Source organism: Halorientalis sp. LT38, assembly GCF_037031225.1.
Lineage (GTDB): Archaea > Halobacteriota > Halobacteria > Halobacteriales > Haloarculaceae > Halorientalis > Halorientalis halophila.
In genome coordinates this window covers 661,006-683,429 of the sequence record NZ_JAYEZN010000001.1, presented here as the reverse complement: position 1 = coordinate 683,429, position 22,424 = coordinate 661,006, and the positions used below count along the sequence as shown (strand labels likewise).

General features: G+C 68.1%; 26 protein-coding genes and 1 tRNA gene. 15 read left to right on the top strand and 12 right to left on the bottom strand.

The window, feature by feature from the left end:
* Positions 1-2: 2 nt before the first annotated feature.
* Positions 3-281: a 50S ribosomal protein L44e gene (locus tag U5918_RS03650; protein WP_335999523.1), complete on the bottom strand. Its 279-nt coding sequence runs from the start codon at positions 279-281 to the stop codon at positions 3-5.
* 181 nt (positions 282-462) lie between these two features.
* Between U5918_RS03650 and U5918_RS03645 the strand changes: the two genes are divergently transcribed.
* A complete protein-coding gene (locus tag U5918_RS03645) occupies positions 463-717 on the top strand; it encodes an HAH_0734 family protein (protein WP_335999522.1) in 255 nt (84 codons plus the stop codon).
* On the opposite strand, the gene U5918_RS03640 is transcribed toward U5918_RS03645, so the two are convergent.
* Entirely contained in the window at positions 718-3,120 is a 2,403-nt protein-coding gene (locus U5918_RS03640; protein ID WP_335999520.1) for a DUF2298 domain-containing protein, read from the bottom strand. It abuts the gene before it with no gap.
* 93 nt (positions 3,121-3,213) lie between these two features.
* On the opposite strand from U5918_RS03640, the gene U5918_RS03635 reads away from it, so the two are divergent.
* The 5 genes from U5918_RS03635 (at position 3,214) to U5918_RS03615 (ending at position 5,892) form a co-directional block, all read left to right on the top strand.
* Positions 3,214-3,978, top strand: a complete 765-nt coding sequence (locus tag U5918_RS03635; RefSeq protein WP_335999518.1) for a glycosyltransferase — start codon at positions 3,214-3,216, stop codon at positions 3,976-3,978.
* Positions 3,975-4,439, top strand: coding sequence for a GtrA family protein (locus U5918_RS03630; protein ID WP_335999515.1), 465 nt, complete (start codon positions 3,975-3,977; stop codon positions 4,437-4,439). Before U5918_RS03635 ends, U5918_RS03630 begins: the two co-directional genes overlap by 4 nt.
* 69 nt (positions 4,440-4,508) lie before the next feature.
* A tRNA-Met gene (locus tag U5918_RS03625) sits at positions 4,509-4,583 on the top strand.
* A gap of 200 nt (positions 4,584-4,783) precedes the next feature.
* Positions 4,784-5,068, top strand: coding sequence for a hypothetical protein (locus U5918_RS03620; protein ID WP_335999513.1), 285 nt, complete (start codon positions 4,784-4,786; stop codon positions 5,066-5,068).
* Positions 5,065-5,892 (top strand): endonuclease/exonuclease/phosphatase family protein, encoded by an 828-nt coding sequence (locus U5918_RS03615; RefSeq protein WP_335999511.1) that lies wholly within the window; start codon positions 5,065-5,067, stop codon positions 5,890-5,892. Before U5918_RS03620 ends, U5918_RS03615 begins: the two co-directional genes overlap by 4 nt.
* A gap of 22 nt (positions 5,893-5,914) precedes the next feature.
* On the opposite strand, the gene U5918_RS03610 is transcribed toward U5918_RS03615, so the two are convergent.
* From U5918_RS03610 to U5918_RS03565, 10 genes are all read right to left on the bottom strand, one after another.
* Positions 5,915-7,048, bottom strand: coding sequence for a YihY/virulence factor BrkB family protein (locus tag U5918_RS03610; protein WP_335999509.1), 1,134 nt, complete (start codon positions 7,046-7,048; stop codon positions 5,915-5,917).
* A 74-nt stretch (positions 7,049-7,122) separates the two neighbouring features.
* On the bottom strand, positions 7,123-7,812 hold the full coding sequence (locus tag U5918_RS03605) for a type 1 glutamine amidotransferase domain-containing protein (protein ID WP_335999508.1): 690 nt from the start codon (positions 7,810-7,812) through the stop codon (positions 7,123-7,125).
* Positions 7,813-7,897: 85 nt separating this feature from the next.
* Positions 7,898-8,332, bottom strand: coding sequence for a DUF7979 domain-containing protein (locus tag U5918_RS03600; protein ID WP_335999506.1), 435 nt, complete (start codon positions 8,330-8,332; stop codon positions 7,898-7,900).
* Positions 8,333-8,338: 6 nt separating this feature from the next.
* On the bottom strand, positions 8,339-8,908 hold the full coding sequence (gene hpt / locus U5918_RS03595; protein ID WP_335999505.1) for a hypoxanthine/guanine phosphoribosyltransferase: 570 nt from the start codon (positions 8,906-8,908) through the stop codon (positions 8,339-8,341).
* Positions 8,909-8,945: 37 nt separating this feature from the next.
* Positions 8,946-10,823, bottom strand: a complete 1,878-nt coding sequence (locus U5918_RS03590; RefSeq protein ID WP_335999504.1) for a hypothetical protein — start codon at positions 10,821-10,823, stop codon at positions 8,946-8,948.
* Entirely contained in the window at positions 10,820-11,302 is a 483-nt protein-coding gene (locus U5918_RS03585) for a hypothetical protein (protein WP_335999503.1), read from the bottom strand. The genes U5918_RS03590 and U5918_RS03585 overlap by 4 nt, the downstream gene beginning before the upstream one ends.
* A gap of 103 nt (positions 11,303-11,405) precedes the next feature.
* Positions 11,406-11,909 carry a type IV pilin N-terminal domain-containing protein gene (locus U5918_RS03580; protein WP_335999502.1) on the bottom strand — a complete coding sequence of 168 codons (504 nt, stop codon included), beginning with the start codon at positions 11,907-11,909 and terminating at the stop codon, positions 11,406-11,408.
* Between the two features lie 149 nt (positions 11,910-12,058).
* The gene (locus U5918_RS03575) at positions 12,059-12,562 is read right to left on the bottom strand and encodes a type IV pilin N-terminal domain-containing protein (RefSeq protein ID WP_335999501.1); all 504 of its coding nucleotides are present in this window, start codon (positions 12,560-12,562) and stop codon (positions 12,059-12,061) included.
* A gap of 144 nt (positions 12,563-12,706) precedes the next feature.
* Positions 12,707-13,198 (bottom strand): type IV pilin N-terminal domain-containing protein, encoded by a 492-nt coding sequence (locus tag U5918_RS03570; RefSeq protein ID WP_335999499.1) that lies wholly within the window; start codon positions 13,196-13,198, stop codon positions 12,707-12,709.
* A gap of 150 nt (positions 13,199-13,348) precedes the next feature.
* Positions 13,349-13,867: a type IV pilin N-terminal domain-containing protein gene (locus U5918_RS03565; protein ID WP_335999496.1), complete on the bottom strand. Its 519-nt coding sequence runs from the start codon at positions 13,865-13,867 to the stop codon at positions 13,349-13,351.
* Between the two features lie 360 nt (positions 13,868-14,227).
* On the opposite strand from U5918_RS03565, the gene U5918_RS03560 reads away from it, so the two are divergent.
* Genes U5918_RS03560 through U5918_RS03520 form a run of 9 tightly spaced genes read left to right on the top strand, consistent with a single transcriptional unit; the run spans position 14,228 to position 22,406 of the window.
* Positions 14,228-15,364 carry a monovalent cation/H+ antiporter subunit E gene (locus U5918_RS03560; protein ID WP_335999494.1) on the top strand — a complete coding sequence of 379 codons (1,137 nt, stop codon included), beginning with the start codon at positions 14,228-14,230 and terminating at the stop codon, positions 15,362-15,364.
* Positions 15,361-15,636: a cation:proton antiporter gene (locus tag U5918_RS03555; protein WP_335999493.1), complete on the top strand. Its 276-nt coding sequence runs from the start codon at positions 15,361-15,363 to the stop codon at positions 15,634-15,636. Before U5918_RS03560 ends, U5918_RS03555 begins: the two co-directional genes overlap by 4 nt.
* Entirely contained in the window at positions 15,637-15,960 is a 324-nt protein-coding gene (gene mnhG / locus U5918_RS03550) for a monovalent cation/H(+) antiporter subunit G (protein WP_335999491.1), read from the top strand.
* Positions 15,960-16,493: a DUF4040 domain-containing protein gene (locus tag U5918_RS03545; protein WP_418771359.1), complete on the top strand. Its 534-nt coding sequence runs from the start codon at positions 15,960-15,962 to the stop codon at positions 16,491-16,493. Before mnhG ends, U5918_RS03545 begins: the two co-directional genes overlap by 1 nt.
* Positions 16,490-17,005 (top strand): MnhB domain-containing protein, encoded by a 516-nt coding sequence (locus U5918_RS03540; RefSeq protein WP_335999489.1) that lies wholly within the window; start codon positions 16,490-16,492, stop codon positions 17,003-17,005. Before U5918_RS03545 ends, U5918_RS03540 begins: the two co-directional genes overlap by 4 nt.
* Positions 17,002-17,379, top strand: coding sequence for a cation:proton antiporter subunit C (locus tag U5918_RS03535; RefSeq protein WP_418771147.1), 378 nt, complete (start codon positions 17,002-17,004; stop codon positions 17,377-17,379). The genes U5918_RS03540 and U5918_RS03535 overlap by 4 nt, the downstream gene beginning before the upstream one ends.
* The gene (locus tag U5918_RS03530) at positions 17,372-18,874 is read left to right on the top strand and encodes a monovalent cation/H+ antiporter subunit D family protein (protein ID WP_335999488.1); all 1,503 of its coding nucleotides are present in this window, start codon (positions 17,372-17,374) and stop codon (positions 18,872-18,874) included. Before U5918_RS03535 ends, U5918_RS03530 begins: the two co-directional genes overlap by 8 nt.
* Positions 18,871-20,658 carry a cation:proton antiporter gene (locus U5918_RS03525; RefSeq protein WP_335999487.1) on the top strand — a complete coding sequence of 596 codons (1,788 nt, stop codon included), beginning with the start codon at positions 18,871-18,873 and terminating at the stop codon, positions 20,656-20,658. The genes U5918_RS03530 and U5918_RS03525 overlap by 4 nt, the downstream gene beginning before the upstream one ends.
* Entirely contained in the window at positions 20,658-22,406 is a 1,749-nt protein-coding gene (locus tag U5918_RS03520) for a Na(+)/H(+) antiporter subunit D (protein WP_335999486.1), read from the top strand. The genes U5918_RS03525 and U5918_RS03520 overlap by 1 nt, the downstream gene beginning before the upstream one ends.
* The last annotated feature ends 18 nt before the right edge of the window (positions 22,407-22,424 follow it).

Here is a 22,424-nt window from a genome sequence, read left to right as displayed (position 1 = left end):
TGTTATTCCTGGAACTCCAGTCGACCGGCGCGCCATCCCTCGCGGAGGTGGGCCTTGCCACACTCCGAGCAGCGGTACTTGAGGTCCGTCTTCTTGGTGGGCTTGTCCCCACCGGGCACCTTGGAGAACTTCCCGTCGTTCCCGGTCCCGGAGTTGCGCTTTCGCTGTCGGTCGATCCACTTCATGCCCGTCTCGCGGCCCGTCCGGACCTTCTCGACCTCGACTTCCTGGTGTTCGTTGCAGTGCGGACAGTACGTGTTAAAGCGGCGTGGCATCTGCATAGATATCTACCTTGGCTCGTGGTTAGACAGTCGCCGTTAAAACCCGTTTGGTTTCAGTATGCGGGTTGGGGGACCCGATCCGGCATCGGTCGCGCGCGACACGGCGACCGCGTTCGCACGCGGTTCGCCCGCCCCTGGCCGCATCGAAGCGCTTAACAGCGATTCGGGCGAACCCGCGGGCATGAAACAGCTCATCATCAACGGGGACCCCGGCATCCGGAAGGACGCCGTCGTCGAGTACGACGGCGAGGAGTACGTCTGCTTCGCCGTCGCCCGGCAGGGCGACTGGCACGGCCCCGACCGCGTCCAGCTGTGGTGTACGGTCGGCTCCGAGGACGAGCGCGAGGACTACCAGTACCGGCGATACATCCCGAACCACCTCGAGACCATGTCGGCCGAAGCCGAGGCCGTCACCGTCGTCGAGTCCGCGACCTGATCAGGCGCCCAGCCTCGACTGGTCGACCTCGTAGATCGTCACCGCGTCCCACTCCTTCGCGACCGTCACGCCCTCGATCTCGTCGATCCGGATCCGATTGTACGTTGCCCGCTCGGCAGGCCCGACGTAGACGTACGACACGTCGTACTTCGCGAGCAGCGCCGCGCTCGTCTCCTGGTCACCGCTGTAGATGTCGCGCACGTCCTCGGCCCGCCGGTCGTAGGCCTCCTGGCCGCGGTAGCCGACCTCGTGGTGCCACCCCAGTACCGTCGGGACCCCGGTGAGACTGGAGGGAGCGCTAGACCCCCCGTTGCGCCCGCGGTCCCAGACGTAGTTGCCAGGGACCGTGACGATGGTCTGTCTGCCTTCGAGGTCCCCGATCCACCGGATCGCCGGGGCCTCGTCGGCGTGGGTCGTCTCGACGAACGCGGTGGCGTCGAGCGTCGGATTCTCGGTTCGTGCCACGGCCGAGTCGCTGGTGGCGTGGCTCGTGAGGGCCAGCACGCCGTAGACCGACGTGGAGGCCAGCAGGAGAACGGCGAACACCTGGAAGGCGGGCTTCCAGCGCCCGCCGCTGAGCGACAGGTCGGGACGGTGTTGCCAGAGGAGATGTGCGAGCGCCGCCCCGGCGGCGACGGCCCACAGCGCCCACACCTGCGCGTAGGTCTTGAACACCGTGTTCATCCGCCCCGGCCCCGCCTGCTCGTTGACGTAGACGAACTCGACGAGCAGGACCAGCCCCGCCCCGGCGATCAGCAACACCGTCTCGAAGCCGAGGCCGGGGAGCCCGCCGTCCGACAGCGACCGGTCCGGGGAGTCCGAGTCGGAGTCCGCCGCCACCGCCTCGCCCCCGTCGTGACCGACCACCGCAGTCGGTTCGCGCTCGGTCGCGGCCGTTCGACTCGACGTTTCGCTCCCGGGTCCGACTGGCAGGTGGTCCCAGCGGAGCAGGACCCAGCCGACCCCGACGAGCGGAGCGAGCAGTGCCACCGCGGCCGCCTCGCTCAGGACGGCGAGGACGGCGACCAGCAGGAACATGACGACGATGCGGCCGCGCCGCCGCGCACGCGGGAGGGCGTGCCGGAGCAGGTACGGGACGAACACGAGCAGGAAGGTGCCGTGGACGAGCACGAGCGGCCCCAGCGCGCTCCGGTCCGGAAACAGCGCGAGTTCCCGGCCGCTGGCCGCGCTCAGCCAGAACGGCGCCGAGAGGAGCAAGCCGCCGAGGACGACGGCGACGCCGGCGACCAGCGCGGCCGAGAGCGTCGCGCCCTCCGCCAGCCGCCAGTCGTCCGGGCGGAGACGCGCGGCCACGCCCGCCGGCAGCAAGGTTCGCGCGTCGGCAGGTGCGAAGAGGACCGTCAACACGGTCAGCCCGGCGACGGAGGGGAACGACCAGGTGTTGACGACCGCAACCAGTCCGGCGATGGGTGGGAGCGCGCCGAACACCAGTAGCCGTCGTCGGCGGATCGCTTCGGCCGGCGTCAGGTAGTACGATAGCAGGATCGCCGCGGCCAGCAGGAGGAAGGGCGGGCTCATCATGTGGGCGTGCAGGTCGCCGTTGAGCCACGCGAACAGGGGGAACTCGTTGATCGTCCCCTCGATGATCCGGCTGGCGTCCCAGTAGTCGAACTGGCCGACGCCGGCGGCGAGCCCGTCGATCTCGACGCCGGCCAGCCCGGCGAAGAAGCCGGCGAGTCCGTCGGGCAGGACGGCGGCGACCAGTCGAAGGGGCGTCGAGAGGTTGCTCGCGAAGCCGACGAAGAAGGCGCCGAGCAGGCCGCCGACCCAGCGGGGGCTGTCCCGACTGGCCGCGACGGAGCCGGCGAGCCCGTAGGCCGCGGTGACGAACGCGGCGAAAAAGCCCGAGAGAGCGAGGTTGTACGCGAAGCGGGCCTCGGTCATCGTCAGCCGGGCCAGCAGCGCGGTGAGCAGGTGGCCGCCGTAGTAGTAGCTCACCGGCTCGCCGGCGAACCACATGTCCTCGGGCGGGAGCGTCTCGGCGCGCAGCAGCGACTGGACGAGGCCGAAGTCGAGGAACTTCTCGCCGCCGCTGGGGTGGACGGCCGGATCGACCGCCCGGACGGCGACGAAAAACAGGAAGGCGAGCGTGAAGACGCCGACTGTCTCGGCGACGACGCGGCGGTCGACCGACACGCCGCGGCGGTAGACGAGGCCACCGACGAGCAGCGCGAGGACGACGACGCCGGCCGGGGCCGCGACGGAGAGCGAGACGCGCCCGACCCAGAAGGCGACGAGCCATAGCACGGTGAACGAGCAGACGAGGGCGACGCCGGCCCCGCGGTCTGCCAGCGATCCGCACAGCGCGTCGGCGATGGGGAGTCCGGCCAGGAGGAGGGCCAGGAACATCCCCAGCCACAGGGCGACGAGCAGAAACTCCATCATATAGGCGGGACGCGTCCGGCCCTATACCTTTTTCCTTCGACCCGAGTCGAGACGAACCGTTTTTACTCGCCCCGCGGAACCGTTCGGACGATGAGTCGGTCCCTGGGTGTCGTCATCCCCGCCTACCGCCCGGACGTGGAGCGAGTGGCCGCCTACGTCGACGCCATCGCCGAACGGCTCGACCCCGCGGTGATCCGCATCGAGCTCGACGACCCGGACGAGCGTGACCTCGAACGGCTCGCGGACCTGCCGGTCGAGATCGGCGTGGTCCCCTACCGCCGCGGGAAGGGCGCGGCCGTCACCGCCGGGTTCGAGGCCCTCTCGACCGACGCGCTGGTCTTTCTCGACGCCGACGGGAGCACTGGCCCCGAGTCGGCCGCCGCCGTGGTCGATCCGGTGCTCTCCGGCGATGCAGACCTCTCGGTCGGGAGTCGCCGCCACCCCGAGGCGACGGTGTCGGACCACCAGACCACGGCCCGCCGGTGGCTGGGCAACGCCTTCGCCTGGCTCGCCCGGCGGTTGCTCGACGCGAAACTGTTCGATTACCAGTGCGGCGCGAAAGCGATCACGCGCGAGGGGTGGACGCAGGTGCGCGAACACATCTACGAGGCGGGGTTCGCCTGGGACATCGAACTCGTGGCGATGGCCGCCGCCTTCGACCTCCGGATCGAGGAGGTCCCGATCACCTGGGAGGACAAGCCCGGCTCGACGGTCGAACCGGTGCGGACCTCGCTCCGGATGGCCTGGGCGCTGTTCACCGCCCGCCACCGGGTTCAGCAGGTCCGAGACAGCCGACTGCACACCGCGATCGCCGACCGCCGGACCGACGAGGAGGCGTTGATCGATAGACGATGAGCGACCGCGAACTCCCGAGTCAGCTGGAATCGCTGCTCTCGGGCGTGCGGTTCGGCCGGTTCGTCTCCGTCGGGGTCGTCGGTGCGATCGCGGACAACGTGGTGCTGGCGGCCCTGCGACTCGGTCTGGGCGTCCCGGAGCTCTGGGCGAAGGCCGCGGGGATCGAGACGGCGATCCTCGTGATGTTCGTCGTGAACGAGCGCTGGACGTTCGCCGAGCAGGGGGCCGACGGGCTCGTGCCGCTCGGCCGACGACTCGGCAAGTCCCATCTCGTCCGGACGGGCGGCGTGACCGTGCAACTGGTGGTCTACTGGCTCCTGACCCAGCGATTGACGTACGAGTTGCTCGTGTTCGGGACGGATCTGTGGTTCCTGGCGGCGAGTCCGATCGCGATCGCGGTGGCGATGTCGGTCAACTACGTGTTCGAGAGTCTGTTCACGTGGCAGGTTCACGCGGATTGAGCACGGGAGAAATTGACGGACGGCGTCTGAATCACAACCCTTAATTGACGGTCGGGGATATGAAGAGGTAGCGGGATGGGATAGCCAGGAGATTCCGGCGGGCTCATAACCCGCAGATCGGTAGTTCAAATCTACCTCCCGCTACTTTTCGACGCGAACAACACGGCGAGCACCGCGAAGCGTGTGCTCGCCTCCGTGAGCGTCGAAGTAGGTCATGTAGATTTGAACCCTGGAAGTCGCAGCGCCGAACGGAGTGAGGCCACCGTCTTCCTCAGGTTCAAATCATCCGCCCGACTGCTGATCGGCGGAACGGATATGCGTCTCAGGGCGCTAGTTGGTGGACCATGGAACCGTACGAGGAGGCCTACCTGGAGGCGATTCTGGAGAACCTCGGGACGAGCATGGCACACTGCATGCGCGACGGGGAGCCGGGCGTGGAACTGGTCGAGAGCGAGTCGGAACTCACGAACAGCGGTCGGCTCTGGGTCTGTGGATACGTGACCAGCCGCCTGTCGACGATGCGGGCCGGCGCCGGCGGGAACCCGAACCTGACCGTGACGGATCTCGACCGGGTCGAGGCGGTCGTCGACAGGCACGAATCGACGATCGCGGGGCACCTCTACTCGTGACCTCCCAGGAGCGCGAGGGATGGGACCCCCTGCGCGTCATGTCGTACAACGTCCGGTACCCCTCGCAAGGGAGCGGGAAGCACGCCTGGGACAACCGTCGGGAACCGGTGACGACGACGATCCGGTTCCATCGGCCGGACGTCGTCGGCCTGCAGGAGGCCCATCGATCGCAGGTCGACGATTTCCGGACGGGGCTGCCGGGGTTCGAGTGGCTGGACGCCGGGCGCGCGGGGCCGGACACCTACGGTGATCACCCGGCGCTGGGCTTCCGGAGTGAGCGGTTCACGCTCGAGGTCGACGGTTCGTTCTGGCTCTCGGAGACGCCGGACGCGCCGGGCCGGGGCTGGGACGCGGCGCTGTCCCGGAAGGTGCGATTCGTCCGGCTCCGCGACGAGGTGGCGGACCGGTCCCTGTACCACTTCAATACCCACTTCGACCACCGCGGCGTGACGGCGAGACGCGAGAGCGCCCTGCTCCTGCGGCAGCGCATCCACGAGATCGCTGCCGGCAGCCCGGTCGTCGTGACGGGGGACCTCAACTGTCGGCCGGGAACGGAACCATACCGGCTTCTAACGGACGATTCGGCGGCCGACGGTCGGCCGCTCCGTGACACGGCTGCGATCGCGACCTTACCCCCGCACGGGCCGGCGACGAGCATGACGACGTTCACCAACCTCGTCCCGGAGAAGAAGATCGACTACGTGTTCGTCGATCCGGAGACGGCGGCCACCCAACACGGCATCTGCTCGGACACGTACGAAAACGGACGCTACCCGTCGGATCACCTGCCGGTGCTCGCGGACGTCGTTCCGGACGACGCCTGAGAATACCCCGGAAGGCGGGCGGTCAGTCCGTGGCCGTCGCGGCGTCGTCGGTGCCGTCGGGGCGACGACGGTGATCGCTCGCTTCGGTCGGGAGGCCGTCCCCGTCATCATCGAGTGGCGCCTCCCAGCGCATGGAGACCGCCCACTTCTGTGCGTCCTCTGTTTGGCTGGTCTGTTCGACGACGTAGACGTCCCCATCGGCCGGGGGGTAGTGGGCGACGCCGTCGTGGCCGATCCGGGGACGGGTGGCGCCCTCGCGGTCCGTGACGTCGGCGCGGAGGCCGAGCAGGTAGCTCCCGAACACCTGCGGCGGGAGGTCCTCGTCGCGGGTGGTCTCGTATCCGGCGGCGCCCTGCCCGACGCCGCCGGCTTTCCCGGAGGAGTGGCCGCCGAGGACGGCGTTGATGACCGCGCCGGTGAGCAAGACGAGTCCGGAGAAGTAGAGCCAGGTCACGACGACGAGGACGCCGCCGAAGACGCCGCCGGCCGTGCCGCTGGAGAATGCGAGGTAGACCTGAAACAGCGACTGGAGGAGGGCCCAGCCGACGGCCGCGAACACGACGCCCGGGAGGACGTGGCGCCACTGCACGTCGGTGTCCGGGAAGCGGTAGTACATGGGCGTGAAGGCGAGGACGAGGCCGGCCACGACGATGAGTGGCGAGAGCAGGCCGGCGTAGGGGACTCTCGCCGCGAACCTGGCGAAGAGGGCCGTCGCGCCGATCGTCGCGACGATGGCGAGGACGAGCGCGACCAGCGCGACCGTGCCGTCGATCAGCTGGTCGAGAAAGGAGTTCTCCGCCTCGGTCTCGTAGATCTCGGAGAAGGCGGTGTCGAGCCCGCGGAAGATCTTCAGCGTCCCCCACAGCAGGACGACGATCCCGACGATCGACGCGCTCGCGTAGCCCGATCCCTCCTGGAACACCGTCGCGAAGGTGTCCGCGATCGGCCCGGGGAGCGCGCCCTCCGCCGCCTCGACGATCCGCCGTTCGAGGTCGCGCCCGACGACCGACGTGACGAACAGCAAGAGCAACAGGAGCGGCGCCAGCGACACGAAGGCGTTGTAGGCGATGCCGGCGGCCATGAACGTCACGTTCTTCCCGGAGAAGTCGCGGGCGATCTCCTTGCCGGTAGTCGCTGCGCCACTCAGGGTGACCATACCCGTCGTCCGGTACTGGGACGGAAAACGGCCTCGCCCCTCGTGGGTTCGACACCTCGCCCGCGGTGGATTTCTCAGGCCGGCTGGGCGCCGAGCTGTTCGAGCAACGACTGGCCGGCCGCGCGCGAGGACGCGGGCCCGCGGCCGGTGATGAGGTCGCCGTCGACGGTGACCGACTCGTCGGAATCGAGTTCGGCGTCCCAGTTCGCGCCGGCGGCTTTCACCTCGTCCTCGACGTAGTAGGGGAGCTTCCGCCCGTCCGGCATGTTGTCGTGTTCGTCGACGATGCCGTCCTCCCACTCGTTGGGGAAGCCGGTCACGTCGCGACCCTCGACGAGGAAGCCCCCGTCGGAATCGCGGGTGAACGCGAGGATGCCGACGGCGTGACAGAGGATCATGGCCTTGCCGTCGTCACCTTCGACCGTCTCGCGAAGGAGGTCGCGGGCGTGGTGGTCCTGATTCACGTCCCACGCCGTCCCGTGGCCGCCGGGGAAGACCACCGCGTCGTACGCGTCGGCCTCGGCGGTCGCGATCGGCATCGGGTTCTGCAGTCGCTCGTCGGTCTCGAGGACCTCGCCGACGCGCTCGGCCGTCTCCGCGCCGACTTCGTCGGGGTCGGTCGACCGCGGGTCGACGACCGGTTCGGCGCCGCTTGGCGTCGCGACGTCCACGTCCACGCCCGCGTCCGAGAGCAGCGTCAGGGGCGCGACGCACTCCTCTGCCCAGTAGCCTTCCTGACTGACGACGAACAGTGCTGAAACCATAGTCGGGCTAGCGGCGCCAGGCGGAAAAGGGGTCGCACATCCGGGGACAGTGACCTCTCGCCCGCGCCCGAGTTCGGCAGCGCTGTCAGGCGCGTTCCCGGTCCCGCTGCCACGCGCGGAACAGGAGTCCGACCAGGCCAAGCGCGCTGCCCACGGCCGTGAGTCCACCCGCGGCGACCGCCAGGAGGTGCGCGCGGGCGACGTCGTCGCTCGGGTTGCCGACGATCACCCGGAGGTCGTAGACGGTCCCCTCGTAGCGAACGTGAGTCGCGTTCACGGGTCCGCGCTCGGGGTCTATCTCGACCGAACCGTTCCCCTCGACGGCCGTCTCGACGAGTCGTCGGGCCGCGTCGGAGAGGTTCGCGGCGTCGGTGACGGTGGCGTTCTCTGGCACCTCGGAGACGGCGGTCACCTGGAGGGTGTGGGGACCCGTCGCCTGGTCGGGGGCGGTGTAGATCACGTAGCCGGTGCCGGCGACGCCGAAGACGAAGAGGGCGGCGAAAGCGAGGAGGAGTCGCACGGGCGGTCAGCCGTCGCCGTACTCGTCGACGACGACGACCTCGCCGTCGACCACGTCGACGTTGATGAGCGTCTTGACGTCGTACTCGGAGTCTTCGATCTTGTTCTCCCCGCCGACCTTCTTGATGACGGCGACGACGTCGACGACGTCCGCGCCGATCTCCTCGAGCGCGCCGGTCAGGGCGTTGAGCGTCCCGCCGGTCGAGAGCACGTCGTCGAGCAGGAGGACGCGGTCGCCCTCGTAGACGTCGTTGACGTACATCTCGCTCTCGGAGTAGCCGGTGACCTGCGAGAGCGAGACCTCCCCGTCGAGGCCGTACTGGCGCTTGCGCACGACGACCAGCGGGATGTCGGTCATCAGCGAGACGGCGGTCGAGATGTGGATGCCCATCGCCGCCGGTGTGACGATCTTGTCGACGTCCTCGAGCTCGGCCTTCCGGATGATCTTGATGACGATCTCCCGGAGCAACTCGGGGCGCAGCATCGGGACGCCGTCGCTGATCGGGTGGACGAAGTAGTGATAGCCGTCCTTCTCGATGATCGGGGCGTCACGAAGCGACTCCTGCAAGCGGTCCATGCCGCGCGATTCGGTGCCACCGGTAAAAAGGTGCCCGTCACGCGAGCGGCAGCGCCGCCGAGAGCCGCCGGACCACCGGGAGCGCGAACTCGCCCGCGTACGCGAAGTACTCGATTCCCGAGAGGAGGAGGAAGATCGTCCCGACGCCCGCCGCCGCGCCCAGGAGCACCGCGCCCGCTCGGTCGGGGACCGCAGCCGTGAGCGTCCCGGCGATCGTCCACGCCGCGAGACAGACCGCCACCGCGAGCGCGAGCAGTGCGTGGAACTGGACCGCCTCGCCCAGTCCGGGATCGAGGACCGCCAGCGCGACGACGACGAGCTGGCCACCGATCAGGACCGTGCCGGCGTAGGCCCACCCCGTCGTCCGCAAGTGGGCCGTCACCGCGCGCCGGACGACGGGCAGCCTGACGAGGCCGTAGACGCCCAGCACGAACAGCGGGTGGAGGTAGCGGACCGTCACCTGCGCGTGCAGCGGGAGGCGCGGGATGAACAGGAACAGGAAGAGCAGGCCCGTGCCGAGCGCGACGGCGTCGACGACGCCCGCGGCGGAACGAAGGTGTGCCCGGACGGCCGACGCGTCGCGCCCGCGGAGCCAGTGGCCAGCGGCGAGGGGGCCCGCTGCGAGTCCACCGAGCAGCGGTGCCGACTCGATGACGGTGAGTCGGATCGCCTGGAACCCGTCTTCCGAGGCGACCGCGGGGATGTACCCACCGCGGAGGAAGGTCCGGAACAGCCGTCCCGGCTCCGTGAGCGCGACGACCGCTCCCTCGCCCAGCAGCGACGTGAACCGGCTGACGATCCGGAGCAAGCCACCGGCCAGGGGGATCGATTGCACGAGCGCGCCGATTCCCCCGCCCCCGCCACCACCCCCACTCAGGTCCAGTCCTTCCGCGGTGCCGTAGGCCGGCAGCATCCGCGGCGGGCGGACGGGATTGCCGGAGACCAGCACGTTCGTCAGGAAGAAGGGGACCAGCGAGACGAGGAAGACCCCGCCGATCACGGCCAGCGTTCGCGGGTCGTTGCCCTCCGCCGTGGCGACGTCGACCGCGACCAGCGGGAGGAAGAGGAGCAGGGCTTCCGCGGCGTGGACCCACGCCAGCAGGCCGACCGGGGCGTACGCCAGCGCGCGGAATCGGCGAGTCTCGGCGGCCCCTTCGGCGGTCCGGCTGCGGGCCAGCGCGTACAGCGTCGCGGTGACCAGGAGCACGGTGACCGAGTGGCGCTTCAGCAGCGCGGCCCAGAAGGCGACCGGCGTGGCCAGCAGGACCGCTGCACCGGCGGCGACGCCGAGGCGCCGGTCGTGGAGTCGGGCCACCAGCCGGTAGCAGAACACGCCGGTCAGCGCGGCGGCGACCATGCCGACGATCTGGAGGGCGATCACCGGGTGGAGGTCCGACGAAACGGGGGTCGCCAGCGCCGCGTTCGCGAGGAAGGCCACGACGGCCAGGACGCTCCCGCCGACGACGAGCCACTCGCGGTCGACTATTCGACCGACCGCCGTCGCGGTGCCGACCAGCGTCAGCGCCCAGGCGCCGACGAGGACCACGCCGAGGTCGAGCACCGCCGCGAGTCCCTCCAGCGCGTAGAACACCGGCACGGCGAGGACGACGATGCCGTAGTTGCGGCCGACGGGACCGCGATTCCCGACGTAGGTTCCCGGCGCCTCCAGCCCGCTGCCGAACGGGACCTCGGTCAGGACGACCCGGCCCTCGGCCACGTTGACGAGGGTGTTCGCGATGGCGCTCCCGTCGGTGATGTAGATGCCAAGCCGCCAGTAGAGCCCGAAGAAGCAGAGCCCACCCAGAAAGAGCGCCAGCCCGCGGCGGTCGCCGAACAGCAGCCGCCAGAGTCCGGTTCCCACTTCCCGGCTTCGGACGCGCACGCGCTCGGGGACCACCGATTCGACGGCGCTCACCGCTTTACCTCCACGGTGACGGTCTGGTTCGCGAGCACGCGCGACTCGTCACCGGTCCGGTCGACCACGCGCAACTCGCCCGCGTAGGAGTCGTTGGTGACCTCCTCGGGCGGGAGTTGATCGCGCTGGAGCGAGAGGGTCATCTTTGAGCCCGTCTCCGGCCCGAGGAAGAACGCGGACTCTCGGGTGTAGCTGAGTTCGGGAATCGCCAGCTTGTAGGTCAGGACCGGTCGCCCCTCCAGCGCGGCGATCTGCACGTGCGCGTCGGGGACGTCCACGTAGTAACTGTCCTCGCCGTAGCGGCCCTGGCGGAGCGCGACGGTTTCGGGGAGCGTCACGTCCTCGACGGTGATCGAACCGGATCCCACGCCGTCGACGCGCTCGTTGCGATCGGACGCGATGGCCAGCGGGCCGGAAGCCAGCGTGCCGAGCAGGATCAGCGCCACCGCCACCGACGGTGCCCACGAACCCAGAGTCATCTATCAATCGAGAGGTGTAAGGGGTGCATAAACCTGGCGCGCGTGTGGCGTTTCGATGGCCGTCGCTGGTCGGCGTGATAAAACGGAAAATTGGTCGCGGTCGTTACGCGTCGGGGCCGGTCTCTTCCGAGAGCGTCGCCGACGTGTCGCCCTCTTCGGGCTCCCAGACGAGGGTGAATTCGTAGTCGCTATCTGCACCGATACCCACCGAGTCACCGCCGACGACAGCAGTGGAGCCACCAGACTGGCCGCTTGCCTGTGCATTCGGCCAAGTTTCACCGGCACTTTCCACTTGAATATCTGAACTGTCGGCATTTGCAACGTCACCCGCGGCCTGGAACCCGTCACCACGGAAAATGAGTTCCGAGGTCTGGATCGTGTCACCGCCATCGTGGGATACATCTGCGTATCCCCGGTCGTTACCGTCGTCGGTTTGGGTGTAATCCCAGGAGAACGATGCCTGTGGGGTCTGCTGTTGGCTTCCACCGAGTCCCAGCACGAACGATGCGATCACTGCGGCCAGGATGACCGTAATTGCGACCATCAGAATGACTCCGATGACCGGACTCACCGCGTCGTCGTCGTTAAGCAGTTTGCGCACCTGCATGACTCACCTGTTATTTACTGCTTTACTTATGCGTTCGGGTCAATTTGGTGGCCGATGTGGGTATTTCAGGTGAGCGAAAGTCGAAATAATGGGTCCTACCTGGCAGTGGTTAACCAGGCATTACGGCAAAAAACGGAAGTAATCGCGGATTACGCGTTCGGGCCGGTCTCTTCCGAGAGCGTGGCTGAGGTGTCGCCCTCTTCGGGCTCCCAAACGAGCGAGATCTCGAAGTTGTCTTCCGTAGCGATTAGGGCTTCGTCGCCACCGACAACTGCGCTCTCTCCCCCGATGTCGCCGGAGGTGTAGGCATCCGGCCACTGCGAATTTGCACTCGTAACTTCGTCACCGTCGGGGGTATACCCAGTGACGGTACCCGTTGCAACGAATCCGCTTCCACGGAAAATCAGCTCACTGCTTTTGATAGAGTCTCCTCCATCGTGACCGACCTCGACGATCCCATATTCGTCATCGCCCCCCTCATCGGTGTAGTCCCAACTGAAGGACGCTTGTGGCGTCGATTGCTGGCTTCCACCGAGTCCCAGCACGAACGATGCGATCACCGCTGCCAGGATGACCGTGATTGCGACCATCAGGATGACCCCGATGACCGGACTCACCGCGTCGTCGTCGTGTAGCAGTTTGCGAACCTGCATGTCACACCTGTTACTTGGTGCTTAACTTATACATTCGGGTCAACTCGACGGGCAAATACCCGAAATTACGGTTAGAAAACTGGGATGAAATCCCTGGTTGCGTACGACCGTTAAGGAAGCGTTACCGAACAGGAGGTCCGGTCGTCAGGCGTCCGGACCGGATTCTTCCGCCAGCGTTGCGGACGTGTCCCCTTCTTCGGGTTCCCAGATCAGCGAGATCTCGAATTCGCTTGTGGCACCGACCTTAACGAAGTCGCCACCAGTGACTGCCGATGTACTTCCTATCATGCCGCTCGTTGCAGTGCCGGGCCACTCGTGACCGCCCGAATTCTTACTGAGGACGTGATCCTCACTGTCGTCGATAGAGTTGTTGAAACCGGTTCCCCTGAAAATCAACTCGTCATGTCGGATGGTGTCCCCGCCGTCGTGACCAACTTGGACGTAGCTCGAACTCGCGTTCTTCTGCTCGAAGTCCCAGGAGAACGACGCCTGGGGCGTCTGTTGCTGGCTCCCGCCCAATCCGAGCACGAACGATGCGATGACGGCGGCCAGGATGACCGTGATCGCGACCATCAGGATGACCCCGATGACCGGGCTGACCGCGTCGTCGTCGTGTAGCAGTTTGCGAATCTGCATGTCGGGCGTGTTAGCCCAACCCGCACTTATCTATTTTGACTCGAATAAACGAGTAATTAACACTGCAAACGGGAGACGAAAACCTGTTCGAAACAACCAGACGAGAGGCTGTAATCGCAGATTGAGACGGAAAGAAAATCGAGAGGGGATCTACGCGTCGGGGCCTTCCCAGGTGCTGATCGTCGCAGAGGAGTCGCCCTGCGAGGCCTCGTAGATGAGTCGGACCTGACCGTCCGTCCCCATCTGTTCGATTTCCGCGTAGTCACCACCAGTAACTCCGCTGGTACTACCAATCGATCCGCTGGCGGTACCGTCAGTCGTTTGCCCGTATCCTGAACTTCCGGCTATCACGTCAGACCAGAGATCGTTGAAATTGTAGTCGGAATCGCCGCTGTTCGCTCCCGAGTTTCCACGGAAGTACAGCTCCGTCGCCTTGATGGAGTCACCGCCGTCGTGAGTTGCGGTTAGCGTCCCGTAGTCGTTGCCTGAGTCCTCCTCAAACTGGAAGCTGAAACTCGCTTGCGGTGCGGTGGTGCTGACCTGTTCGCCGAGCCCGAGCACGAACGTCGCGATGACCGCGGCCAGGATGACGGTAATGGCGACCATCAGGATCACGCCGATGACCGGGCTGACCGCGTCGTCGTCCGAGAGTAACTGTTTCAGTTGCATTGTTGGGGTGGGTGGGGACACGCCCGTCACGTGGGCCGTCCCGACCGGACCGGGTGGCCCGATTGGACGCCGCTCCACTGCCGAGCGGGCGTGCTTACTGTCTGACAAGGCGGTGGCTTTACATAAAGGCTCGCACTATTTTAACGTCCGTTTACACCTGCGTAAGCCCGGCCTTCCGCGGAACTATCGCCGTGTCGTCGCTCGGTTTTCGAATTCACTCTGCGCCGCTGTCTCACGGGGTCGCACACCACGCGATAATATATCATGACACTGGTATGCACGGCTGGTCGGGGTGATCGAGGGCCGGTCGGGGTGCTCGGTCGTGGTCCAGGAGCCGGCGGCCGGCGGGTGGAAAACACAATGGCTTTGATTCGGAGTTCCCATGAGGCGAACGACAACAGTGACTGCTGTCAGCTACCTAACGGCTGTCGGCGGCCGATCGACGGTCCGGCGGCCCGCGACGGCAGGAGGGTCATCGTGACGGGCGAGCGGTTGCTCGTCCCCGTCAGCGATTCCCAGACCCTCCGGCAAACGGTCGCGTACGCCGTTCGCGACGCCGTCGAGGGCGAGGACCGCTACGACGCGATCCACTTCGTCTACCCCGCCACGCGTCGCGTCACCGGCGCGGCGTCGGCGGAACCGGCACAGGAACTACTCGAACGGGTCGCGGTCTGGGCCGACGAGGATCTCGGCGACGACGACGAGCTCGCGGTCGAGACCGCGCTGATCGGGACGGACGTCTACCTGTTCAGCCCCGGCGACTACGTCGAATTGTTCGACGAGTACACGACCGAGCACGGGATCGACTCGGTCCTGCTCGATCCCGAGTTCGACCCCGGCGGGGGCACGCCCTTGCTCCCGTCACTGGAGAGCGAACTCCGGCGATCGGGGATAACAGTGGAAGTGGCACCCGTCGAGCGCGGGACGCGCCGCGCACGGCTCGTCCGCCGCACCGGACTGGGTCAGTTCGTCCTGCTGGCCGGACTCTCCTACGGTTTCTACCTGCTCGTCGGCGGCTCGCTGTCGACGTTCGACCTCGTGACCGGCGCGATCAGTGCCGGCATCGTGGCCACGGTGCTGTGGCGAGTCTCGTTGACTGGCCCTGTCCAGCCCGGCCGGCTGTTCGCCCGCGTCGGTCGGATGCTCCTGTTTACCCCCTACCTCCTCAAGGAGATCGTCGTGGCGAATCTGGACATCGCGTACGTCGTCCTCCACCCCAGCCTCCCGATCGATCCAAAGATGGTGGAGTTCGACGCCGCTGTCTGGTCGGAGCTCTCCGTGACGACGCTGGCCAACAGCATCACGCTCACGCCGGGGACGCTGTCGGTGGACGTGACCCGACAGCACTTCACCGTCCACACGCTCACCGAAGGCGCGCGCGAGGACCTCCTCGACGGCGGCCTCGAACGCGCGGTCCGGTTCGTCTTCTACGGCCGCTCGGCCGCGAGGGCACCCGGTCCTCGCGAGCGCGGCGACGACGGAGGTGAGGAGTCGTGACGCTCCTGACCGACGCGATGCTCGCGGCCGCGGGCGCGTTCGTCCTCCTCTCGATCGTCATCGTCTACCGGATCGTTCGCGGCCCGACGATGCAGGACCGGGTCGTCGCGGCCAACGTGGTCGGGACGAACACGGTGGTCGTCATCGCCTTGCTCGCCGCGGCCTTCGACGCCCCCGGTTACCTCGACATCGCGCTGGTCTATGCGCTGTTGAACTTCCTGATGAGCATCGCCATCTCGAAGTTCACCGTCGAACGCGGGGGTGTGATGTAGATGGTCTCGCTCTACGAGGCCGGCGTGCTCGCCCTGCTGATCGGCGGCATCTTCTTCGCGCTCGTCGCGGTCGTCGGGCTACTCCGACTACCCGACATCTACACGCGCACACACGCGGCGTCGAAGACGGACACGCTCGGGGCCGGGCTGACCCTGGCCGCCGCCGCCCTCGTCTTCGGCTCGGGACTGCCGACGATCAAGACGGCACTCCTGCTCGCCTTCCTGTTCATCACGAACCCGACGGCCGCCCACGCCATCGCCCGCGCAGCCGACGATCAGGGCATCGAGCCCTGGACCGCCGACGACGGGGGTGAGGACCGGTGATCGACCCACTCCCGCTCGTCCTGCTCGCGCTCGTGCTGGCCTGCGCCGTCGCGACCGCGATCCTGCGGGACGTGCTGGCGGCGATCATCGCCTTCGCCGCCTACAGCCTCGGCATCGCGATCATCTGGGTGCTCCTGCAGGCGCCCGACGTGGGCCTGACGGAGGCGGCCGTCGGCGCCGGCGTGACCACCGTCCTCTTCCTGTTGACGATCGCCAAGACCGTCCGGCCGCCGGGCGAGGCGATCCTCGAACCGCTCGACCCGAAGGGGCTGCTCGTCGCCGTGTTGCTGGTCGGCGTGCTCGCCACGACGCTGGGCGCGCTCCCACCGGTCGGCGCCGAGGACACCGCGGTCGCGACCTCCGAGGTCACGAACTACTACCTCGACAACGCCTACGAGGAGACCGAGGTCAAAAACGCCGTGACGGCGGTGCTCGCGGCCTACCGTGGATTCGACACGCTGGGCGAGGCCGTCGTCGTCTTCGCGGCCGGGGTCGGCCTGCTCGTCGTCCTCGGGCGGGAGGTGTTCGCATGAGCGCCGACGACGCCGACGCCGAGGCCGCTGCCGAAGAAGCGGCCGGCGTGGCCCGATCGGTCTACGTCGAGAGCCCGATCATCATGGCCACCGTTCGGGTGGTCGCGCCCTTCGTGTTCACGTTCGGGCTGTTCATCATGTTCCACGGCGCGGACTCGGCCGGTGGCGGCTTCCAGGGCGGCGTCATCGTCAGTACCGTCATCCTGATGCTGGCGGTCGCCTTCGGCGTCGAGTCGACCCGCGACTGGGTCCACCCCGAGCGCCTCGTCGCCATCGTCGGCGTGGGGGTCGCCACCTTCCTCGTCGTCGGGATGGTGACGGTCGCCTACGGCGGCGGCTTCCTGGACTACGATGCGGTCCCGATCTCCCACGCCAGCAAGTACGGGATCGAACTCGTCGAACTCGCCATCGGGGTCATCGTCTCCGGCATCGTCGCCGGCCTCTTCTTCGGCATCGCCGCCGGGGTGTCCGACGGGCGCGACCGCGACGAGGAGGGAGGTGGGCTGCTGTGATCGACCTCGCCGCCGGGCCGGTCGACCTGCTGGCGACCCGGAGTTACTACGCCGGCACCTTCCTCCTCCTGGGGATCGGCGCGTACGTGATGATCGCCAGTCCGAACCTCGTCAAGAAGGTCATCGGGCTGAACGTCTTCCAGACCGGGATCTTCCTCTTCTTCATCACCTCGGCCTACGTCGACGGCGCGGCCAACCCGGTGCTCGAACACGCCGGCCCCTACGTCAGTCCGCTGCCCCACGTCCTGATCCTGACCGCCATCGTCGTCGGCGTCAGCCTGACGGCCGTCGCGCTGGGGCTGATCGTCCGGATCTACGACGAGTACGGGACCCTCGAGGCGGACGTCCTCAGGGAGGTGCGTACCGATGAGTGACCTCGTCCCGTTCCTGGTCGCGCTGCCGCTGGTCGCCGCCGTGGTCGTGCTGTTCGCCGGCCTCGTCCGCGACCGGACCGGCTGGCCGATCGCGGTACTGGCCGGCCTCGGCCACGTCGCGCTGGCCGGCTACGTCGCCGTCCTCACGTTCGGGGACGGCCGCATCAGCTACGTCGTCGGCGGCTTCGAGTCCCCCTACGGGATCGAACTGGTGATGGACGGCCTCTCCGCGGCCGTCGTCGTGCTGATCGCGGCGGTTTCGCTGGGCATCCTCGCCTACGCCCGCACGGCCGGCCCGCGCTCGAACGCCTTCTACGCGACCTATCTGTTGCTCGTCGGCGGCCTGACCGGCGTGGTGGTCACCGGCGACGTGTTCAACATGTACGTCTTCATCGAGATCTCCGGGCTCACCGCCTACGCGCTGGTCGCAAGCGGCGAGACGGGCCGCTCGGCGGTCGCCGCGCTGAAGTACCTCATCGTCGGCACCGTCGGCGCCTCGCTGTACCTGCTCGGCGTCGGCTACGCCTACATCGGCACGGGGACGCTCAACGTGGCCGACCTCTCGGTCAAACTCGCCGAAGTGGGCCACGCCTCGACGCTCGTCCAGACCGCCTTCGCGTTCATCGCCATCGGCCTGTTCATCAAGGTGGCCGTCTTCCCGCTGCACACCTGGCAGCCCGAAGCCTACGCCGGCGCGCCAGACAGCGTCAGCGGGTTCATCGCCGCGCTCGTCTCGACGACGTTCGCCTACGCCCTCGTCCGGATCTCGCTGGACGTGTTCACCCCGGCCTTCTTCGCCGAGGTCGAACTCGCGCGGACGCTGCTGATCGCCGGCGCGGTCGTCAGCATCGTCGCCGGGAGCGTCCTCGCGGTCTCCCAGACCGAGATCAAGCGCATGCTCGCCTACTCCTCCGTCTCGCAGTTCGGCCTCGTGCTCGCCGGGCTCGCGATCATGAACGAGACGGCGCTGATCGGCGCGACCGTCCACCTGCTCGGCCACGCGATCATGAAGGGCGGGCTGTTCCTGGCGGCCGGCCTCATCGCCACCGCGACCGGTGCGCGCGAGATCAGCGAGTACGAGGGGCTGAGCGAGCGGATGCCCTACGCCGCGGGCGCGTTCGCCGTCCTCGCGTTCTCGATGGTCGGCGTCCCGCCGACGCTCGGCTTCGTCGGCAAGTTCTACATCGCGCTGGGGGCCGTCCAGGCGCAACTGTGGCCCCTCGCGGCGGTCATCCTCGCGTCGACGCTGTTGACCCTGGCCTACTTCGCCCGGCTCGTGGAGCGGATGTACTTCCGCGAACCGGCCCAGTCCGAACCCGAGCCAGCCGCGACTCCCGACCCCCAGCCCGACGCCATGGTCGCCGACGGCGGCCGTCCCTCGCTGGGGATGTACGCCGCCGTCCTCGCCGCGGCGGTGCTGGCCGCGGTGCTGGGCGCCGCCGTCGTCCCGTTCGCTGAATTGCTCGACCCGACGCTGGAGGTGCTCCTGTCATGACCGAGATCACGCCCTCACTGCGACCGCTCGCGGCCGTGCTCGTGTCGGCTGTCGCCGTCGTCCCGATTCTGCTGTCGGGCCGCCGGCCGAACGTCCGTGAGGCCTGGACGGTGCTCGCCGCGCTGGCGAAGTTCGGCCTCGTCGCCAGCATGGTGCCCGGCGTCCTCTCGGGGACGGTCTACGCCACGCGCCTGGGCACCTTCCTGCCCGGCGTCGAGTTCACGCTCCGTGCCGACCCGCTCGGCCTCCTCTTTGCCCTGCTCGCCAGCCTGCTCTGGGTGATCACGAGCTTCTACTCGATGGGCTACATGCGCGGCCTCGGCGAACACGACCAGACGCGCTACTTCGCCGCGTTCGCCGCCAGCGTCTCCTCGGCCGTGGGCGTGGCCTTCGCGGCCAACCTGTTCGTCCTGTTCGTGTTCTACGAACTGCTCACCGTGGCGACGTACCCGCTGGTCGCCCACGACGAGACCGACGAGGCCCGCGCCGCCGGCCGGAAGTACCTCGCCTACACCTTCGGCGGCGGGGTCGCCGTTTTCGCCGGCTCCGTCCTGGTATTCTGGCTCACCGGCACGGTCGCGTTCACCCCCGGCGGCATCGAAGGTCTCGCCGGCGCCGACCCGATGATCGCCCGCGTCGCCTTCGCGCTGCTGGCGGGCGGCTTCGGCGTCAAGGCGGCGCTGATGCCCATGCACTCCTGGCTCCCGGACGCCATGGTCGCGCCGACGCCAGTCTCGGGCCTGCTGCACGCCGTCGCGGTCGTCAAGTCCGGCGTCTTCGGCATCGCCAGGCTCGTCCTCGACGTGTTCGGCCCCGGCCTCGTCGGCGACCTCGGGATGGGGGAAGTCCTCGCCGCCGTCGCCGCGTTCACGCTGGTCGTCGCCAGCGTCATCGCGCTCCGGCAGGACAACCTCAAGCGCCGGCTCGCCTTCTCGACGGTGAGTCAGCTCTCCTACATCGTCCTCGGGCTGGCGGTCGGGGCGATCGCAGCCGCGGGCTCCGGGCCGAACGACGCCGCCGCCTACGCGCTGGTCGGTGGCCTCCTGCACATCCCCGCGCACGCGTTCATGAAGCTCACCCTCTTCTTCTGTGCCGGGGCGCTCCACGTCGAGACCCACACCGACGACATCTCCAACATGGCGGGTATCGGCCACCGCATGCCGATCACCATGGGCTGCTTCGCCGTCGCCGCGGCGGGGATGGCGGGCATCCCGATCGTCGCCGGCTTCGTCAGCAAGTACTTCCTGCTGATCGGGTCGGTCTCGACCGGCGGCGTCGTCTACGCCGGTGCGCTGCTGGTCTCGGGCGTGCTCAACGTCGCGTACTTCTGGCCGGTCGTCTACACCGCCTTCTTCGAGTCGCCGACGGAGAGCGACGAGAAGCCCCTCGTCGAGGGGCCGCTGGGCGGCCGCTTCGCCGACCGCGGGACCGCCACCGACGGCGGGTCCCCCGGCGGATCGGACGGCCCCGCCAGCGACCTCCGGCCCGACGGCGGTGACGACGACCCCCAGAAGGACGACCACGGGTTCGCCGAGGATCACGAGGGACAGGGCCTGCGGGACAAGATCGAGACGGCCGAACAGCTCCACCACGAACACGGTGACGAGGGCCGCATCGACTGGGAACACCGGCGCTGGATCGGCGAGGAGTCGACCTGGTTCGTGCTCGCCCCGATCTGCTTCGCGGCGGCGGGCTCGGTCGCCCTCGGGATCGTCCCCGACGCGGCCGTCTTCCTCCGGATCGTCCGCCTGATCGTCGCCGGCGCGACGGGGGTGACCGTCTGATGGTCGATCCCGTCCTCCCACCGTTCGTCCCGGTCGTGCTCGCCGCACTGGCCCTGCCGGTCGTCGGCAAGTACCTCGGCCGAGGCCCGGCCCACGCGCTGGGGATCCTCGCCACGGCGGTCGTCGTCCCCTACGTCTGGCTCGTCCCCGAGGGCGCGCACCTGCCGACGCTCCTGTTCGGCTTCGACGCCGTCCTGTTCAACGTCGACGTGTTCTCGCGACTGATGGGCCTGATCTTCGGGTTCATCGGCGCGGCCGCCGTCGCGTACTCCTGGGCCAGCGACGCCGACGCGGTCCAGACCGCCTTCGCCCTCTCCTACGTCGGGACGAGCCTCGGCGCGGTCTTCGGCGGCGACTGGCTCACCCTGATCTTCTTCTGGGAGCTGATGGCCGTCACCTCGACGCTGCTCGTCTGGTACTACGGCGGCGAGGCCGTCCGCGCCGCCTTCCGCTACGCCCTGTTGCACGGGATCGGCGGGACCCTGTTGCTCGGGGCGGTGATCTGGCACTTCGCCGAGGTCGGCTCCTTCCTGTTCAGCGCTGCCGAGGGCGGGATGGCCGGCCCGGTCGCGCCCGTCCTGGCGGCGCTGGGGATGGGCGTCAACGTCGGTTTCGTCGGCCTTCACGCCTGGCTGCCCGACACCTACCCGCGACCGCACGTCGCGGCGAGCGTCTTCCTGTGCGTCTTCACCACCAAGACCGGCGTCTACGGGCTCTTCCGCGCCTTCCCCGAGGGCGAACTCGCCGTCGCGTACATGGGCGGCGCGATGGCCGTCTTCGGCGCCTCGATGGCGCTCCTGCAGAACGACATGCGTCGGCTCCTCTCCTACCACATCCAGTCCCAGGTCGGCTACATGGTCGCCGGCGTCGGCATCGCCGGCCACCTGGCGACGGCCGGCGCGTTCGGCCACGTCTTCAACCACATCCTCTACAAGAGCCTGCTGTTCATGACCGTCGGCGTGGTCATCTACCGCACGGGACAGGAGAGCCTGAAGAAGGTCGGCGGTCTTGGCCGGCAGATGCCCATCACGGCCATCACCTTCTTCGTCGCAGCGCTCTCGATCGCCGGCTTCCCCGGGTTCAACGGCTTCGTCTCGAAGGGGATGGTGATCGTCGCCGCCCACTACAAACACTACGACCTGCTCTGGTACCTGCTGCTGGCCGGCGGGGTCGGCACCTTCCTCTCCTTCATCAAACTCGGCTACTACGCCTTCATCCACGGCGAGTACGAGGGCACCGTGAAGGACGCCAGCCTCGGCCAGAGCGTTCCGATGGTCGCCGTCGCCGGACTCTGTATCCTCTTCGGGCTCTACCCGCCCGCGCTGTACGAGATTCTGCCGGGTATCACCGAGGTCCACGGACTGGACGCGGTCCTCGGCGGGACCGAGTTCCACCCCTTCAGCTTCTCCCATCTCATCGAGGGCGTCGCGCTCGCGGCCGCCGGCGTGATCGGCTTCGTGCTCCTCAAGACGCCCCTCTCCCGGGTCGGGAAGATCCCGGACGTCGACCGCCTCTACAACCCCGGCGCCCTGTACGGGACCCGCGGGCTCGTCGTCGGCGTCACCGAACTGTACGCCGCGGTCGACCGCGCGGCCGTGGGGCTGACCCGGGCGACGATCCGGCTCGTGCGCGACCCGCGGACGACCCTCGACCAGGGGCTCGTCGAGCGGGTCACCGTCGAGGACACCATCGGCTTCGGCGTCCTGCTCGTCGTCGTCGGGCTGGCGGCCGCCGTCGTCGTCCTCTGAGCCGAACCCGTTATCCGC

What these genes read in the sequence shown, in the direction of transcription:
- U5918_RS03645 (WP_335999522.1), top strand. Translation starts at nt 463, where the DNA reads ATGAAACAGCTCATCATCAACGGGGACCCCGGCATCCGGAAGGACGCC.
- hpt (WP_335999505.1), bottom strand. Translation starts at nt 8,908, where the DNA reads ATGGACCGCTTGCAGGAGTCGCTTCGTGACGCCCCGATCATCGAGAAG.
- U5918_RS03630 (WP_335999515.1), top strand. Translation starts at nt 3,975, where the DNA reads ATGAGCGACCGCGAACTCCCGAGTCAGCTGGAATCGCTGCTCTCGGGC.
- U5918_RS03520 (WP_335999486.1), top strand. Translation starts at nt 20,658, where the DNA reads ATGGTCGATCCCGTCCTCCCACCGTTCGTCCCGGTCGTGCTCGCCGCA.
- U5918_RS03620 (WP_335999513.1), top strand. Translation starts at nt 4,784, where the DNA reads ATGGAACCGTACGAGGAGGCCTACCTGGAGGCGATTCTGGAGAACCTC.
- U5918_RS03540 (WP_335999489.1), top strand. Translation starts at nt 16,490, where the DNA reads ATGAGCGCCGACGACGCCGACGCCGAGGCCGCTGCCGAAGAAGCGGCC.
- U5918_RS03635 (WP_335999518.1), top strand. Translation starts at nt 3,214, where the DNA reads ATGAGTCGGTCCCTGGGTGTCGTCATCCCCGCCTACCGCCCGGACGTG.
- U5918_RS03605 (WP_335999508.1), bottom strand. Translation starts at nt 7,812, where the DNA reads ATGGTTTCAGCACTGTTCGTCGTCAGTCAGGAAGGCTACTGGGCAGAG.
- U5918_RS03640 (WP_335999520.1), bottom strand. Translation starts at nt 3,120, where the DNA reads ATGGAGTTTCTGCTCGTCGCCCTGTGGCTGGGGATGTTCCTGGCCCTC.
- U5918_RS03580 (WP_335999502.1), bottom strand. Translation starts at nt 11,909, where the DNA reads ATGCAGGTGCGCAAACTGCTTAACGACGACGACGCGGTGAGTCCGGTC.
- U5918_RS03650 (WP_335999523.1), bottom strand. Translation starts at nt 281, where the DNA reads ATGCAGATGCCACGCCGCTTTAACACGTACTGTCCGCACTGCAACGAA.
- U5918_RS03570 (WP_335999499.1), bottom strand. Translation starts at nt 13,198, where the DNA reads ATGCAGATTCGCAAACTGCTACACGACGACGACGCGGTCAGCCCGGTC.
- U5918_RS03525 (WP_335999487.1), top strand. Translation starts at nt 18,871, where the DNA reads ATGACCGAGATCACGCCCTCACTGCGACCGCTCGCGGCCGTGCTCGTG.
- U5918_RS03565 (WP_335999496.1), bottom strand. Translation starts at nt 13,867, where the DNA reads ATGCAACTGAAACAGTTACTCTCGGACGACGACGCGGTCAGCCCGGTC.
- U5918_RS03585 (WP_335999503.1), bottom strand. Translation starts at nt 11,302, where the DNA reads ATGACTCTGGGTTCGTGGGCACCGTCGGTGGCGGTGGCGCTGATCCTG.
- U5918_RS03530 (WP_335999488.1), top strand. Translation starts at nt 17,372, where the DNA reads ATGAGTGACCTCGTCCCGTTCCTGGTCGCGCTGCCGCTGGTCGCCGCC.
- U5918_RS03560 (WP_335999494.1), top strand. Translation starts at nt 14,228, where the DNA reads ATGGCTTTGATTCGGAGTTCCCATGAGGCGAACGACAACAGTGACTGC.
- U5918_RS03575 (WP_335999501.1), bottom strand. Translation starts at nt 12,562, where the DNA reads ATGCAGGTTCGCAAACTGCTACACGACGACGACGCGGTGAGTCCGGTC.
- U5918_RS03610 (WP_335999509.1), bottom strand. Translation starts at nt 7,048, where the DNA reads ATGGTCACCCTGAGTGGCGCAGCGACTACCGGCAAGGAGATCGCCCGC.
- mnhG (WP_335999491.1), top strand. Translation starts at nt 15,637, where the DNA reads ATGGTCTCGCTCTACGAGGCCGGCGTGCTCGCCCTGCTGATCGGCGGC.